Raw genomic sequence first — 14,499 nt, forward strand, 5'->3', positions numbered from 1 at the left:
ATCAATAGCCGGCTTGATGGGGAGGGGTGATGGCGCTCGAACAGGACGCGACCGCGTCGGGTCTGCCGCACGACTGGGCGCGGGGCCGCTTCATCGGCCGCGCCGACACGGCGGAGGGGCCGATCCCGCTCCTGGTGATCGCGGGCGAGGCGTTCGACATGTCGGCGGTGGCGCCCACGGTCGCGATGCTGGTCGAGGCGGGCGATCTCTCCGGCGCGGGCGGCCGCTCGCTCGGGGCGCTCGACGCCGCCGGGCTCGCGCTGCTCAGCCCGGTCGATCTGCAATGCGTCAAGGCGTGCGGCGTCACCTTCGCGGTGTCCGCGATCGAGCGCGTCATCGAGGAGCGCGCGCGCGGCGACTGGTCCGCCGCGGCCGAGATCCGCGGGCGGCTGGAATCGCGCGTCGGCGGCTCGATCCGCTCGGTTGTGCCGGGCACGCCGGAGGCGGCGGCGCTCAAGGCGGCGCTGATCGAGGACGGCCTGTGGTCGCAATATCTCGAGGTGGCGATCGGCCCCGACGCCGAGGTGTTCACCAAGGCGCCGGTGCTCGCGACGGTCGGCCCCGACGCCGAGATCGGCATCCGCTCCGATTCGAGCTGGAACAACCCCGAGCCCGAGGTCGCGCTGCTGGTCGACAGCCGCGGCACTGCGATCGGCGCGACGCTCGGCAACGACGTCAACCTGCGCGACTTCGAGGGGCGCTCGGCGCTGCTGCTCGGCAAGGCCAAGGACAATAACGCCTCCTGCTCGCTCGGCCCGCTGGTGCGGCTGTTCGACGACAGTTTCACGATCGACGACGTGCGCGGCGCCGAGGTGCGGCTGCGGATCGAGGGCGAGGACGGCTATGTGCTCGACGGCAAGAGCAACATGGCCGAGATCAGCCGCGACCCGCTCGACCTGGTGCGCCAGACGCTGTCCGAGCATCAATATCCCGACGGCTTCGTGCTGTTCCTCGGCACATTGTTCGCCCCGGTGCAGGATCGCGACGAGCCCGGCCGCGGCTTCACCCACAAGGTCGGTGATCGCGTCACGATCGAGAGCGAGCGGCTCGGCCGGCTGACCAACCGGGTGGTCACCTCGAAGGAGGCGGCGCCCTGGGAAGTCGGCATCGGCGCGCTGATCCGCAACCTCGCCGCGCGCGGCCTGCTGGGCACCGCCGCGTGAGCCAGCCGGCGACCTATCCGTCATTGCGTGACAAGAAGGTGCTGATCACCGGCGGCGCGACCGGGATCGGCGCGGGGTTGGTCGAGGCGTTCGCGCGCCAGGGCGCGCGCGTCGCCTTCGTCGACGTCAACGCCGAGGCGGGCGCCGCGCTGGCCGCGCGGCTCGACCCGGCGCCGCTGTTCCGTGGCTGCGACCTCACCGACGTCGCCGCGCTGCCGGGCACGATCGACTCGATCGCACAGGCGCTCGGCGGCCTCGACGTGCTGATCAACAACGCCGCCAACGACGATCGCCACAGCATCGCCGAGGTGACCCCGGCCTATTGGGACGAGCGGATGGCGGTCAACCTGCGCCATCTGTTCTTCGCGGCGCAGGCGGCGGTGCCGCACATGAAGCGCGCGGGTGGGGGCGCGATCGTCAACTTCGGGTCGATCAGCTGGCATCTCGGCCTGCCCGATCTGGTGCTGTACCAGACCGCCAAGGCCGCGATCGAGGGGATGACGCGCAGCATGGCGCGCGACCTGGGTCGCGATAACATCCGCGTCACCACGATCGTGCCGGGCAACGTCCAGACCCCGCGACAGGAGAAATGGTACACGCCCGAGGGCGAGGCCGAGATCGTCGCGGCGCAATGCCTGGACGGGCGGATCCAGCCCGCGGATGTCGCGGCGCTGGCGCTGTTTCTCGCCTCGGACGACGCGCGCATGTGTACCGGGCACGATTATTTCGTCGACGCCGGCTGGCGCTGAGATGGAGGTGCGCTCGGTCCTGTCGGTCGGCGCCACGCTCGGCGAGGGGCCGGTCTGGGCGCGCGGGCGGCTGTGGTTCGTCGACATCAAGCGACATCATGTCCACCGCTTCGATCCCGCCAGCGGCGCGCATGATCGCTGGACCGCGCCCGACCAGATCGGCTGGGTCTTGCCGAGCACGCGCGGCGACCTGATCGCGGGGGTCAAGACCGGTCTGCACCGCTTCGATCCGGCCACCGGCGCGTTCACGCCGTTCCACGATCCCGAGCCGCATCGTCCCGGCAACCGGCTCAACGACGCCGCGCCCGACTCGCGCGGGCGGCTGTGGTTCGGCAGCATGGACGACGACGAGGCCGCGGCGACCGGGCGGCTCTATCGCCATGGCGACGGTCATTGCGCGGACAGCGGGCTGGCCCCGGTGGTGATCACCAACGGCCCCGCGATCAGCGCCGACGCGACGACGCTCTACCACACCGACACGTTGGGCAAGACGATCTGGCGCGTGGCGCTGCACGACGACGGCACGCTCGGCACGCCCGAACGCCACGTCACGATCGAGGACGGCGCGGGCTATCCCGACGGCTCGGTGCTCGACGCCGAGGGAGGCCTCTGGGTCGGTCTGTTCGGTGGTTGGGGTGTGCGTCGCTACGATGCGATGGGCGCGCTGATGACGACGGTGCGCTTCCCGGTCGCGAACGTGACCAAGATCGCCTTCGGCGGCGACGGGTTGCGCACCGCTTATGCGACCACCGCGCGCAAGGGGCTCGACGCGGCGGCGCTCGCCGCACAGCCGCTCGCGGGTGACCTGTTCGCGTTCGAGCCGGGGGTGGCCGGCGTCGCGGTGACCGACGCCGAGGTATGAAGCAACGATAGAGAGTGGGAGCGGGTGAGGATGGCTACGGCTTTGGATGAGGGCGACGCAGCGAGCGTCAACATGGGCTTCATCGCCGCCATCGTCGCGGTGGCGACGATCGGCGGCTTCATGTTCGGCTATGATTCGGGCGTGATCAACGGCACCCAGAAGGGGCTGGAGAGCGCGTTCGATCTCGGCAAACTGGGGATCGGCGTCAATGTCGGCGCGATCCTGATCGGCTCGTCGATCGGCGCGTTCAGCGCCGGGCGGCTGGCGGACCGGATCGGGCGGCGCAGCGTGATGATGCTGTCGGCGGCGCTGTTCCTGGTCAGCGCGCTGCTCGCCGGCGCGGCCTCGAGCTCGGCGCTGTTCATCTTCGCGCGCATCATCGGCGGGCTGGGCGTCGGCGCGGCGAGCGTGATCTCGCCGGTCTACATCTCCGAGGTGACGCCGGCGGCGGTACGTGGCCGGCTGTCGAGCGTGCAGCAGGTGATGATCATCACCGGCCTGACCGGCGCGTTCGTCGCGAACTTCGCGCTGGCGCGCTACGCCGGCGGGTCCACCGCCGACTTCTGGTTCGGCTTCGCGGCGTGGCGCTGGATGTTCTGGCTCCAGGCGATCCCCGCCCTTGTCTATCTGCTCGCGCTGCTGATCATCCCGGAGAGCCCGCGCTACCTCGTCGCCAAGGGGCACGAGGATCGCGCGCACGCCGTGCTCACCCGGCTGTTCGGCCGCGCCGAGGCCGACCGCAAGGTCGGCGAGATCCGCGCCAGCCTCGCCGGCGACCATCATCGCCCCAAGCTCTCCGACCTGATCGATCGCGGCTCGGGCAAGATCCGCCCGATCGTCTGGGCCGGGATCGGGCTGGCGGTGTTCCAGCAGCTCGTCGGCATCAACGTCGTCTTCTATTACGGCGCGACCTTGTGGGAGGCGGTCGGCTTCTCCGAGGATTACGCGCTGCAGACCAACATCCTGTCTGGCGTGCTGTCGATCGGCGCGTGCCTGTTCACGATCGTCACCGTCGACAAGATCGGGCGCAAGCCGCTGCTGCTGGTCGGCTCGGCCGGCATGGCGGTGACGCTGGCGGTGGTCGCCTGGGCCTTCTCCACCGCGGTGACCGACGCGGCGGGCGCGGTGAGCCTGCCCGGCAACAACGGCGTGATCGCGCTGGTGGCGGCCAATCTGTACGTGATCTTCTTCAACGCCAGCTGGGGCCCGGTAATGTGGGTGATGCTGGGCGAGATGTTCCCCAACCAGATCCGCGGCTCGGGCCTGGCGGTGTCGGGCTTCGCGCAGTGGATCGCCAATGCCGCGATCTCGGTGAGCTTCCCGGCGCTGGCGGTGTCACCCGGCCTGGCGGTGACCTATACGGGCTATGCGATCTTCGCGGCGATCTCGTTCTTCTTCGTGCGCGCGATGGTGCATGAGACCCGCGGGCGCGAGCTCGAGGACATGGTGGGATGAGCGAGGCGGCCCCGCCCGTTCGCGGGCGGGGTCGGTGTCTCGGTGACAGCGGCCGGTCGCCTGCGAAGGCGGCCGGCCGTCGTCATAGGATGTGACGTCGCCCGGCGCCTCCCGTCATCCCGGACGTGTTCCGGAATCCACCGTACCGCGCGTCCCCCAGCCTTGAGCCTGCGGAACAGTGGATCCTGGAACACGTCCGGGATGACGGGAGGAGGAGGTCGAGGTTCGGTTCAGCGACGCCGGAGCCGTGGCAGCACAGGGCTAACGCCTCGGTCGCCTAGGCGGCCCCCGCCTGCGCGCGGCGGGGCGCCGCATTGGGCCGGCGCCGCGGCGCCGCGTCGGATTGGCGCCGGATCAACTGATAGTCCGCCAGCAGATGCGGATGGTCGAGCCCGGTGTCGCTGGTCTTGCGCGCGCGGATCTCGCGCGCCAGCAGGTCGACCGCGGTGCGTGCCATATCGCTCACCGGCTGGCGGATCGTCGTCAGCTCGGGCCAGATCGTCGTCGCCAGCGCCGAATCGTCGAAGCCTACCACGGTGAGGTCGCCGGGCACGTCGAACCCACGTCGATGTGCGACCGCCACCGTCGCGGCCGCCATGTCGTCATTGGCGGCGAAGATCGCGCTCGGCGCCTCCGCCAGTTCGAGCAACTGCTCCGCGGCGTCGAGCCCCGAGCGATAGGTGAACCATCCCTCCGCCACCAGCGACTCGTCCGCCGCGAGCGCCATGTCGGCGAGCGCGTCGCGATACCCCGCGAGCCGCTCGGCGCTGGCGGTCTGGTTGGCCGCGCCGGTGATGAAGCCGATGCGGCGATGGCCGAGCGCGCCGAGGTGGCGTGTCATCTCATAAGCGGCGCGGCGATCGTCGATGCTGACCGACAGCGCCCATTCCGGCGCGCGCCCGGTCGACACCGCCACCACGGGCACGTCGCGCGCGCGCAGCGCCTCCAGCGCGACCGGTGAATCGCCGAGCGGGGGCGGCAGCAGCACACCGTCAACGCGGCCGCGCAGCAGATGCTCGATCGCGGCCAGCTCGGTGCCTTCCTCGCATTTCTCGATCACGATGGTGCAGTTCTGGCGGCTGCCCTGATCGAGGCATCCGACCAGGAACTCGCTGAAATAGAACAGGCTGGTGTTGGTGTGGAGCACGCCGAGGCGGAATTCCTCGCCGCCCGCCAGCGTCCGCGCCGCCGCGGAGGGCGCGTAATGGAGCGCGGCGATCGCCTCCTGCACCCGGCGCCGCGTCTCGGGACGGACGTTGCTCTCGGCGTTGATGACCCGGCTCACCGTCATCGGCGACACCCCCGCATGCTGCGCGACGTCGCTGATCGTGGGGGCGTTGCGCTGACGACGCGAGCCGCGGCTTTCCTTCATGAAAATCCTTTCGCCACGAACGTTACGGCGGCGACCACCACCGCCGCAAGAGGCGCCGTCATTCGGGATGGCCGGGGGCGTGCGGGAAAAGTTGCGCCTTGTACCAGGCGAGATCGTGCGCGGGCGCGGCGACCCCGGCGGGCAGGGCGCGGCCGTTGACCGACATCCAATAGGCCAGGCTCGCGTCACGCCACCATCGTGCCTCGCGCTGCTGGATCGCCAGATAGGTCGCGGTCTTGCCCCACCGCTCGGCGTCGACGCGGTCGCGCAGCGCGTCCCAGCTCGCGCGCATCGTCCCGACCGCGGCCACGCCGCGGTCGTAATGCGCCACCAGCTCCTCCCATAGGGTCTTGCCCGAGGCCATGCGGCGATCCCAGCCGACATGATGGAACCACAGGAGCTCGCGCTCCGGCGTGGTGGCGGGATCGGCGAGCCGCTTCGCCAGCGCGGGCGCATATTGCGCGACCGCGTCGCTGCCCGAGCGCGTCCGGTCGAAGCCGATGCCGCCGCGGTCGGCGCGGTGGTAATAGACCGGGTTCCATTCGGGCCGCTTGAGGTCGCTCACCCACGGCCCCGGTCCGTAATGATGCCCCGTCGCCATGACGTGCGCGAGCCCCAGCGCGCCGGTGTAATCGACCACCGCCTCGCGCGAGGCCATCATCATCCGCACCACGGGATCGACGACGCCCGGGTCGGTGCCGAACGTCTGTTGCGCCCATTCGCGCGCGACCGGCTCGGCGCCGAGCGTGGGATCCCAGGCGAGCCGGCCGAAGGCGTACCAATTGGCCTGGTTGAAGGTAGAGCCCGACCAGTCGCGGTCGCGTCCGATATTGGCGACCCCCGCCATGCCGCTGAGCGCGTGATGCTCGGCCGCGCCGTCGACCACGTCGGCGACCGTCTCGGCACCGCGCCCGGTACGCGCGGCGAGCGTCTCGGTGAAGAGCGGGCCCAGATAGGCGAGGTGGGTCGCGAAACCGAGATATTCCTTGGTGATCTGGAATTCCATCAGCAGCGGCGTCTTGGGCATCGCGCCGAACAGCGGATGGAAAGGCTCGCGCGGCTGGAAGTCGATCGCGCCGTTCTTCACCTGCACCAGCACATTGTCGGCGAACGTGCCGTCGAGCGGCTTGAACTCGCTATAGGCCTGTTTGGCGCGGTCCTCCGGATCGGTGTCGGCGTAGACGAAGGCGCGCCACATCACGATCCCGCCATGCGGGCGCACCGCGGCGGCGAGCATGTTGGCGCCATCGGCATGGGTCGCGCCATAGTCGCGCGGTCCGGGCTGGCCCTCGCTGTTGGCCTTGACCAGGAAGCCGCCGAAATCCGGGACGGCGCGGTAGATCTCGTCCGCCTTGGTCTTCCACCATGCCGCGACCGCGGGGTCGCGCGGGTCCGCGGTCTTGAGACCGCCCAGCTCGATCGGCGCGGAGAAGCGCGCCGACAGATAGACCTTGATCCCCCAGGGGCGGAACACGTCGGCGAGCGCGGCCGCCTTGGCGATGTAGCGCGGCGTCAGGCTGTCGGCCTTGGCGTTGACGTTGTTGAGGACGGTGCCGTTGATCCCGAGCGAGGCGTTGGCGCGGGCATAGTCGGTGTAGCGCGGGTCCTTGAAGTCGGGCAGCGTCCACCAGTCCCACAGCGACTGGCCGGCGTAACCGCGCTCGACGCTGCCATCGAGATTGTCCCAATGGTTGAGCACGCGCAATTTGACGCGCGGGCTGGAGGCGAGCGCGAGCCGGGTGGCGTCCGCCCCGGTCGCGAGCTGGCGCAGCAGGGCGAAGCTGCCGTAGAGCACGCCGCGGTCGCTGTTGCCGGTGACGAGCAATGTCTCGCGCTGGCCGAGCCGGACGCGACGGATCAGATAGCCTTCGTCCCCGAGCGATGCGGTGGGGAGGCGAAGCGCCGCCACTTGCGGGTCCGCCGCCAGCGCGAGCGTGACGTCGGCGATGCCGGCGGGGAGCGAGCGGGTCAGCTCCTCCGCGGCGAGGCGGAGCGTCGCGGTCTCGTCGCGCACGGTGACCCGCGCGCTCGGACCGACCGGCGCTTCGCCGCGCAGCCACAGCCGGTAACCGTCGTCGGCGCGCGCCGGGGACGCCGCGGCCATGACGAGCGCCAGCGTCGCGGCGATCGTTCCCCTCCACCTGCCGTGGCCTGTCATGTGCCTCTCCATGTCGTCATACGGCATTGACATCGCCGCCTTGTCTCGACCATGTTACCGCTATCAGCCGAATAGGCAAGCCGTCGCGACCAGACGACGGCGGCGCGGCACAGGAGAGAGACCCGCGTGATCGACGATCCCGCCACGATCCACCCTCATGGGCCGCGCGCCTCTGCCGGTCGGTGCCGCATGAGCGGGGCACCCGGCGTCGCACTTCCCACCACCGCGACCCGGCTGCCCCTCGACGCGCGCACGCGCTTCTCCGATACCGTCCTGCCGGTCGTTGCCCGAGCGACCGCCTGAGGAGCCGCCCCCGCTTATGCCCAAGATCGTCGACGCCCGCGTCATCATCACCTCACCGGGGCGTAACTTCGTCACGCTCAAGATCAGCTGCGACGACGGCACCACCGGCGTGGGTGACGCGACGCTCAACGGGCGCGAGCTGGCGGTGGCGAGCTATCTGACCGATCATGTCATCCCCTGTCTGATCGGTCGCGACGCGCACCGCATCGAGGATCTGTGGCAGTTCCTGTACAAGGGCGCCTATTGGCGGCGCGGTCCGGTGACGATGAGCGCGATCGCCGCGGTCGACGTGGCGTTGTGGGATATCAAGGGCAAGATCGCGGGCCTGCCGCTCTATCAGCTGCTCGGTGGCGCGAGCCGCGAGGCCTGCCTCGTCTATTGCCACGCCAACGGCACCACGATCGAGGACACGATCGCCACCGCGCTGGCGCATCGCGACCAGGGCTATCGCGCGATCCGGCTGCAATGCGGCGTCCCCGGGCTGGCCTCCACTTATGGTGTCGCCAAGCCGGGGCAACGCTACGAACCCGCCGACGCCGACCTGCCGAGCGAATCGGTCTGGTCGACCGAGCGTTACCTGCGCGTCGTCCCCGACCTGTTCGCCGCGGCGCGCGAGGCGTTGGGGCCGGACATCCATCTGCTCCACGACGTGCATCACCGCCTGACCCCGATCGAGGCGGGGCGGCTCGGGCGCGATCTCGAGCCTTACCGTCCCTTCTGGATCGAGGACCCGACCCCCGCCGAGCAGCAGGAAGGCTTCCGCCTGATCCGGCAGCACACCACCACGCCGATCGCGGTGGGTGAGGTGTTCAACTCGATCTGGGACTGCAAGACGCTGATCGAGCAGCAGTTGATCGATTATGTCCGCGCCACGATCGTCCACGCCGGCGGCATCACGCACCTGCGCCGCATCGCCGCGCTGGCCGATCTGTATCAGGTGCGCACCGGGTGCCACGGCGCCACCGATCTGTCGCCGGTGACGATGGCGGCGGCGCTGCACTTCGGCCTGTCGGTGCCGAACTTCGGCGTTCAGGAGCATATGCCGCACACCGCCGAGACCGACGCGGTCTTCCCGCACGCCTATCGCTTCGAGGATGGCCGCATGCATCCGGGCGAGGCGCCGGGGCTGGGCGTCGACATCGACGAGGAACTGGCGGCGGGCTACGATTACAAGCGTGCCTATCTGCCGGTGAACCGGCTCGAGGACGGCACGCTGTGGAGCTGGTGAGGGTGCGTCGTTCGACCGTCATCCCGGCGAGCGCGGGACCTTCGCGAACGTCGCGCGACGCTCTTCATCTTCCGTCATCGCGGACCTGTTCCGGGATCCACGTCACGGCGAAAACAGCGCGCCGTTGGTTTGCGGCACGGTGGATCCCGGAACAAGTCCGGGATGACGGAAGGTTTGGCAAAGGCCTCGCGGCGGCCAGGGTCCATGGTTCTGCAGGAGCCGGACGTGTCGCTCTGGCGACGGGCCGGAGCCGCGCGTCCGTCGGGGTGACGACGGAACAAGGAACCTCGGCATGAGCGACATCACCGAGGCTGCCAAAGCGGCGCCCGAGACCGCGGCGCGGGCGGTGGCACGGCCGCGCGGGCGGGTGCGCTGGCTGATCTGCGCGTTGCTCTTCGCCGCGGTGGTGCTGTCCTACATCGACCGTCTGGTGCTGGGCGTGCTCAAGCCGCAGCTCGCCGCGCTCTACGGCTGGACCAACACCGGCTACGGTGACGTCACCGGCTATTTCCAGGTCTTCTACGGGATCGGCTTCCTGCTGTTCGGCTGGCTGATCGACCGGCTCGGCCCCAAGCTCGGCTATCTGCTCGCGATGGGCAGCTGGACGGTGGGCCATTTCGCGCAGACGCTCGTCACCTCGACCACGGGATTCGTCGTCGCGCGCATCCCGCTCGCCTTCGGGGAGGCGGGCACCTATCCCTCGGCGCTCGCCGCGGCGTCGCAATGGTTCCCCAAGAAGGAACGCGCGCTCGCGATCGGCATCTTCAACGCCGGCGCCAATGTCGGCGCGATCGTCACCCCGCTGCTGGTCGGCTTCCTGGTGGCGGGGCTGGCGCTCGACTGGCGCTGGGCGTTCATCGTCACCGGGCTGTTCAACCTGGTCTGGCTGTTCGCCTGGTGGCGCTTCTACCACAAGCCGGGCGATCACCCGCGGCTCTCCGCCGAGGAGCGCGGCTGGATCGAGGCCGAGCCCGCGGTCGACAGCGGCCGCGCGGGCTTCCTCACCGTGCTGCGACGGCGCGAGGCCTGGGCCTATATGGCGGGTCGCTTCCTGATCGACCCGGTCTGGTGGACCTTCCTGTTCTGGCTGCCCGACTTCTTCAACAAGCAATATGGCTACGACCTCAAGAGCTTCGGCCCGCCGCTGGTGGCGATCTACATCCTCGCCGATGTCGGGGCGATCGCGGGCGGCTGGTATTCGTCGCACCTGTTGCGCCGCGGGGTCGAGGCCGGCCGCGCGCGCAAGCGTGCCATGTTCGCCTGCGCCTTGTTCGCGCTGCCGGTCATGTTCGCGGCGGACGCGAGCAGCATCTGGTGGGCGGTGCTCGCGATCGGGCTCGCCTGCGCGGCGCATCAGGGCTTCTCCACCAACCTGTTCGCGCTGCCGGGTGACCTGTTCCCGCGCTATGCGCAGGGCACGTTGATCGGACTGGGCGGCTTCGCGGGTGCGGTGGGCGGGTTCATCGCCTCCAAGTCGCTCGGGGTGCTGCTCGACACGGTCGGCAGCTACGGACCCTTCTTCGTCGCGTGCGGCGTCGCCTATTTGGTCGCGCTGCTCGTCTTCCACCTGCTCAACCCGCGCTATCGCGCGGTGACCCTGTCGGAGTGACCATGCGCCGCGCCCTTCTGCTCGCCAGTGCCGCGCTCGCCGCCGCGCCCGTCCATGCCGAGCCGCCGCGGCTGGTGAAGAAGGGCGACACCATGCAACTCGTCGTCAAGGGGGAGCCGCAGCTGCTGATCGCGGGTGAGCTGAGCAACTCGGCGGCATCGTCGGCGGCCTATATGGCGCCGCACTGGGCGCGGCTGCGCGCGATGCATCTCAACACCGTGCTCGCGCCGGTCTCGTGGGAGCTGATCGAGCCGGAGGAGGGGCGGTTCGACTGGTCGAGCGTCGATTCGATGCTCAAGGCGGCGCGCGCCAACGATCTCAAGCTGGTGATCCTGTGGTTCGGCGCGTGGAAGAACTCGATGTCGACCTATGTCCCATCCTGGGTGAAGCGCGACCAGGCGCGCTTCCCGCGCGCGGCGCTGCCCAACGGGCAATCGGTCGAGATCCTCTCCACCTTCGGGGGGCAGACGCTCGCCGCCGACCAGAAGGCCTATGCCGCGCTGATGGCGCATCTCGCCGCGGTCGACGCGCGCGACAATATCGTGGTGATGGCGCAGGTGGAGAATGAGATCGGCATGCTGCCGGTCGCGCGCGACTATAGCCCTGCGGCCGACGCCGCCTTCCACGCGCCCGTCCCGCGCGAGCTGGTCGACTATCTCGTCCGGCACCGCGATGCGCTGGTGCCCGAGATGCGCGCCATGTGGGTCGACCGCGGCGCGCGGACGCAGGGCAATTGGGAGGAGTTGTTCGGCGCCGGCGACGCGGGGGCAGAGGTGTTCGCCGCCTGGCATTACGCGCGCTTCGCCGACGCGCTGACCCGCGCGGGCAAGGCCGCCTATGCGCTGCCGATGTACGTCAACGTCGCGCTCAATCGGCCGGGGCGGATACCGGGCGAATATCCGAGCGGCGGGCCGCTGCCGCATCTGATCGACGTGTGGAAGGCGGGGGCGCCGTCGATCGATTTGCTCGCGCCCGACATCTACTTCCCGAACTTCACCCGCATCGTCGACCGCTACAAGCGCGCCGACAATCCGCTCTTCATCCCCGAGGCGCACAATGCCGACAACCCGATCGTGCCGGCCAACGCGTTCTACGCGATCGGCGAGCATGACGCGATCGGCTTCGGCCCCTTCTCGATCGACTCGATCGACGAGGCACCCGGCCGGCTCAAGGACGCTTATGCGGTGCTCGACCAGTTGCGCCCCCACATCCTGGCCGCGCAGGGGACGGATCGGATGGCCGGGTTCAAGCCGCGTCAGGCCTATGACGAGTCGCTCGATTATGCGCCCGACACGCGGGTGATCGGGGATTACCGCTTCACCATCGCCTACGCCGACATCCAGCGGCCGGCGATCACGCCCGAGACCGCTGGCTATGGCGGGTTGATCATCCAGACCGGGCCGGAGGACTATCTGGTCGCGGGGCAAGGGATCACGGTGACCTTCGCACCGCGCGGGGGCGACCTGCCGCTCGCCGGGATCGATCGCGCCGAGGAGGGCGTGTTCGATGCCGACGCCCGCTGGGTCGCCGGACGTGTGCTCAACGGCGACCAGACCCATCAGGGGCGTCACATCCGGCTCGCCCCCGGCGCGTGGCAGATCCAGAAGGTGCGGCTGTATCGGTATAAATGAGGAGCTCAGGGGGCGAAATGTGGTTGACGCGGCGTCAAATGACCTGGCGATCTCGGCGCCGATCCTGAGCTCGACGTCATCGAATGTCGAGCGATCGCATCATCCGGCATAGGGCTTGTAAAGCGGTATGACCACGCCGATCGCGCGAGCACTAATTAATCCCGGGCCTTCAACGTGCTACGATTGGTCATACCTCCGACGGCGCGCGCTTGACGATCTATCCCGCGACGCTTAGTTGTTTGCCTGATAGCGCTAACAGAAACGCGAAGGTCTGCCGCACAAAAGCGGGCGAGATCATGATGAGGAGAGAGAGGATGCGTGTCCGTCCTGCATGTCGCGACGGTCGGCTACGACGCCGCCGCCGGTAACATCCCTTTCCGGGGCGGCAGGTGCTGTTCGGCCTGCGCGCCCGCTTCTGATCGGTTTCGGCACGTCTCACCTTCCTTTCCCTGCGAGACGTGCCGATGGCTGGGCCGGCCTCCTGCGCGAGGTCGGCCCCTTTCTCTGGAGGCGTCCGTGCCCTTCTCCTCTCTTCGCCCGCCCGTGCTCCTGCGCGCGCGGGAACTTGGGCACGCGATGCGCGACGCTGGTGGTCCTCGACCGCGGCGGTCGCGGGATCATGCGCGGTCGATCGCACGATGCGCGTCCGCCGCCGCGCTGCTCGCCGCTGCGCCGGCGACCGCGGCGCCCTGTAGCTGGCAGGCGGCCTGGTCGTCGTCGCAGCTCGCCCCCGCCGCGGACGCGCAGCTCGAGCCCGAGGCTTTGCGCGACGCCACGCTGCGCCAGATCGTTCGTCCCAGCCTCGCGGGTCAGCGCGTGCGGGTGCGTTTCTCCAATGCCTTCGGGCGCGCGCCGCTGGTGATCGATGCCGCCAGCATCGCGCAAGCGGCGGCACCCACCGGCGGCGCGATCCGGCCCGCCAGCCTGCGCGCTTTGCGCTTCGCCGGGCGCGCGGCGGTGACCATCCCCGCGGGCGCCGAGTGGGTGAGCGATCCCACCACCCTCCCGGTCGCGGCGTTCGACGATCTCGCCGTGTCGCTGCATCTCGCGGACGCCCCCGATGGGCAGACCGCGCATCCCGGCAGCCGCGCGACCTCCTATCTGACGCACGGCGACCGGACCGGCGCGGCCGATCTGCCCGACGCGCGCGCGGTCGACCGCTGGTACCTGCTCGCGGGCGTCGAGGTGGAGCGATGCGCCGCACCGGGCGGCGTGGTGGCGTTCGGCGACTCGATCACCGACGGCTATGGCGTCAAGCCCAACAGCTACACGCGCTGGACCGACGTGCTCGCGCGGCGTCTCGGCGGGCGTGCGGCGGTGCTCAACGCCGGGATCGGGGGCAATCGCGTGCTGCGCGACGGGCTCGGGCCGAGCGCCCTGGCACGGCTCGACCGCGACGTGTTCGGCCAGGCGGGGGTGCGCCACCTCATCCTGTTCGAGGGGGTCAACGACATCGGCATGCTGACCCGCGACGCGCCCGCCGATGCGGCGGCGCATCGCGCGCTGGTGGAGGGGGTAACCGGTGCCTATGCGCAGATCGTAGCGCGCGCACACGCGCATGGCATCACCGTCCATGCCGCGACGATCCTCCCCTTCGCGGGGAGCGCTTATTACCATCCCGGCGCCGAGTCCGAGGCGGATCGCCGCGCGATCAACGACTGGATCCGCGCGCCCGGCCATGTCGACGGCGTGATCGACCTCGACCGGCTGCTGCGCGATCCGGCGCGGCCGGCCTATCTCGCCGCGCGCTACGATAGCGGCGACGGGCTTCATCCCAATGTGGGGGGCTATCGCGCGATCGGTGAGGCGATGCCGCTCGCCGCGCTACGCCGTTGACGACCAGAGCAATGCTGTTATTTGTCTGACTATATGGACCGGAGCGAGCGATGACTGAGAGCACAACACCGCCGGCGCTGCGCAGCCGGGCGTGGTTCGACAATCCCGCGAACATCGACATGACCGCGCTGTA

General features: G+C 69.8%; 11 protein-coding genes. 9 read left to right on the plus strand and 2 right to left on the minus strand.

What is annotated here, in order from left to right; all coding sequences use genetic code 11:
- Positions 1-29 precede the first annotated feature (29 nt).
- Genes EV292_RS11860 through EV292_RS11875 form a run of 4 tightly spaced genes read left to right on the plus strand, consistent with a single transcriptional unit; the run spans position 30 to position 4,229 of the window.
- Positions 30-1,163, plus strand: coding sequence for a fumarylacetoacetate hydrolase family protein (locus EV292_RS11860; RefSeq protein WP_132909384.1), 1,134 nt, complete (start codon positions 30-32; stop codon positions 1,161-1,163).
- Positions 1,160-1,912: an SDR family oxidoreductase gene (locus EV292_RS11865; RefSeq protein ID WP_132909385.1), complete on the plus strand. Its 753-nt coding sequence runs from the start codon at positions 1,160-1,162 to the stop codon at positions 1,910-1,912. The genes EV292_RS11860 and EV292_RS11865 overlap by 4 nt, the downstream gene beginning before the upstream one ends.
- A 1-nt stretch (position 1,913) precedes the next feature.
- Positions 1,914-2,774, plus strand: a complete 861-nt coding sequence (locus tag EV292_RS11870) for an SMP-30/gluconolactonase/LRE family protein (protein WP_132909386.1) — start codon at positions 1,914-1,916, stop codon at positions 2,772-2,774.
- Positions 2,775-2,816: 42 nt separating this feature from the next.
- Positions 2,817-4,229 carry a sugar porter family MFS transporter gene (locus EV292_RS11875; RefSeq protein ID WP_132909453.1) on the plus strand — a complete coding sequence of 471 codons (1,413 nt, stop codon included), beginning with the start codon at positions 2,817-2,819 and terminating at the stop codon, positions 4,227-4,229.
- A gap of 277 nt (positions 4,230-4,506) precedes the next feature.
- Here EV292_RS11875 and EV292_RS11880 read toward each other — a convergent pair whose 3' ends face one another.
- Positions 4,507-5,601, minus strand: coding sequence for a LacI family DNA-binding transcriptional regulator (locus tag EV292_RS11880; RefSeq protein ID WP_132909387.1), 1,095 nt, complete (start codon positions 5,599-5,601; stop codon positions 4,507-4,509).
- A 58-nt stretch (positions 5,602-5,659) separates the two neighbouring features.
- Positions 5,660-7,759 (minus strand): alpha-glucuronidase family glycosyl hydrolase, encoded by a 2,100-nt coding sequence (locus EV292_RS11885; RefSeq protein ID WP_243693732.1) that lies wholly within the window; start codon positions 7,757-7,759, stop codon positions 5,660-5,662.
- A 126-nt stretch (positions 7,760-7,885) separates the two neighbouring features.
- Here EV292_RS11885 and EV292_RS22630 point away from each other — a divergent pair, with 126 nt between their 5' ends.
- From EV292_RS22630 to EV292_RS11905, 5 genes are all read left to right on the plus strand, one after another.
- Positions 7,886-8,062, plus strand: a complete 177-nt coding sequence (locus EV292_RS22630; RefSeq protein ID WP_165927085.1) for a hypothetical protein — start codon at positions 7,886-7,888, stop codon at positions 8,060-8,062.
- 16 nt (positions 8,063-8,078) lie between these two features.
- Entirely contained in the window at positions 8,079-9,290 is a 1,212-nt protein-coding gene (gene manD, locus EV292_RS11890; protein WP_132909388.1) for a D-mannonate dehydratase ManD, read from the plus strand.
- 292 nt (positions 9,291-9,582) lie between these two features.
- Positions 9,583-10,899, plus strand: coding sequence for an MFS transporter (locus EV292_RS11895; protein WP_132909389.1), 1,317 nt, complete (start codon positions 9,583-9,585; stop codon positions 10,897-10,899).
- A gap of 2 nt (positions 10,900-10,901) precedes the next feature.
- Positions 10,902-12,530 carry a DUF5597 domain-containing protein gene (locus EV292_RS11900; RefSeq protein ID WP_132909390.1) on the plus strand — a complete coding sequence of 543 codons (1,629 nt, stop codon included), beginning with the start codon at positions 10,902-10,904 and terminating at the stop codon, positions 12,528-12,530.
- A 576-nt stretch (positions 12,531-13,106) separates the two neighbouring features.
- The gene (locus tag EV292_RS11905; RefSeq protein ID WP_132909391.1) at positions 13,107-14,366 is read left to right on the plus strand and encodes an SGNH/GDSL hydrolase family protein; all 1,260 of its coding nucleotides are present in this window, start codon (positions 13,107-13,109) and stop codon (positions 14,364-14,366) included.
- The last annotated feature ends 133 nt before the right edge of the window (positions 14,367-14,499 follow it).

Origin of the sequence: Sphingomonas sp. BK235, from assembly GCF_004345855.1 — a bacterium.
GTDB lineage: Bacteria > Pseudomonadota > Alphaproteobacteria > Sphingomonadales > Sphingomonadaceae > Sphingomonas.

Bases quoted from the DNA above. Each gene is read 5' to 3' on its own strand.
- EV292_RS11860 (WP_132909384.1), top strand. From the start codon at position 30: ATGGCGCTCGAACAGGACGCGACCGCGTCGGGTCTGCCGCACGACTGG.
- EV292_RS11870 (WP_132909386.1), top strand. From the start codon at position 1,914: ATGGAGGTGCGCTCGGTCCTGTCGGTCGGCGCCACGCTCGGCGAGGGG.
- EV292_RS11880 (WP_132909387.1), bottom strand. From the start codon at position 5,601: ATGAAGGAAAGCCGCGGCTCGCGTCGTCAGCGCAACGCCCCCACGATC.
- EV292_RS11885 (WP_243693732.1), bottom strand. From the start codon at position 7,759: ATGACAGGCCACGGCAGGTGGAGGGGAACGATCGCCGCGACGCTGGCG.
- manD (WP_132909388.1), top strand. From the start codon at position 8,079: ATGCCCAAGATCGTCGACGCCCGCGTCATCATCACCTCACCGGGGCGT.
- EV292_RS11895 (WP_132909389.1), top strand. From the start codon at position 9,583: ATGAGCGACATCACCGAGGCTGCCAAAGCGGCGCCCGAGACCGCGGCG.
- EV292_RS11900 (WP_132909390.1), top strand. From the start codon at position 10,902: ATGCGCCGCGCCCTTCTGCTCGCCAGTGCCGCGCTCGCCGCCGCGCCC.
- EV292_RS11905 (WP_132909391.1), top strand. From the start codon at position 13,107: ATGCGCGACGCTGGTGGTCCTCGACCGCGGCGGTCGCGGGATCATGCG.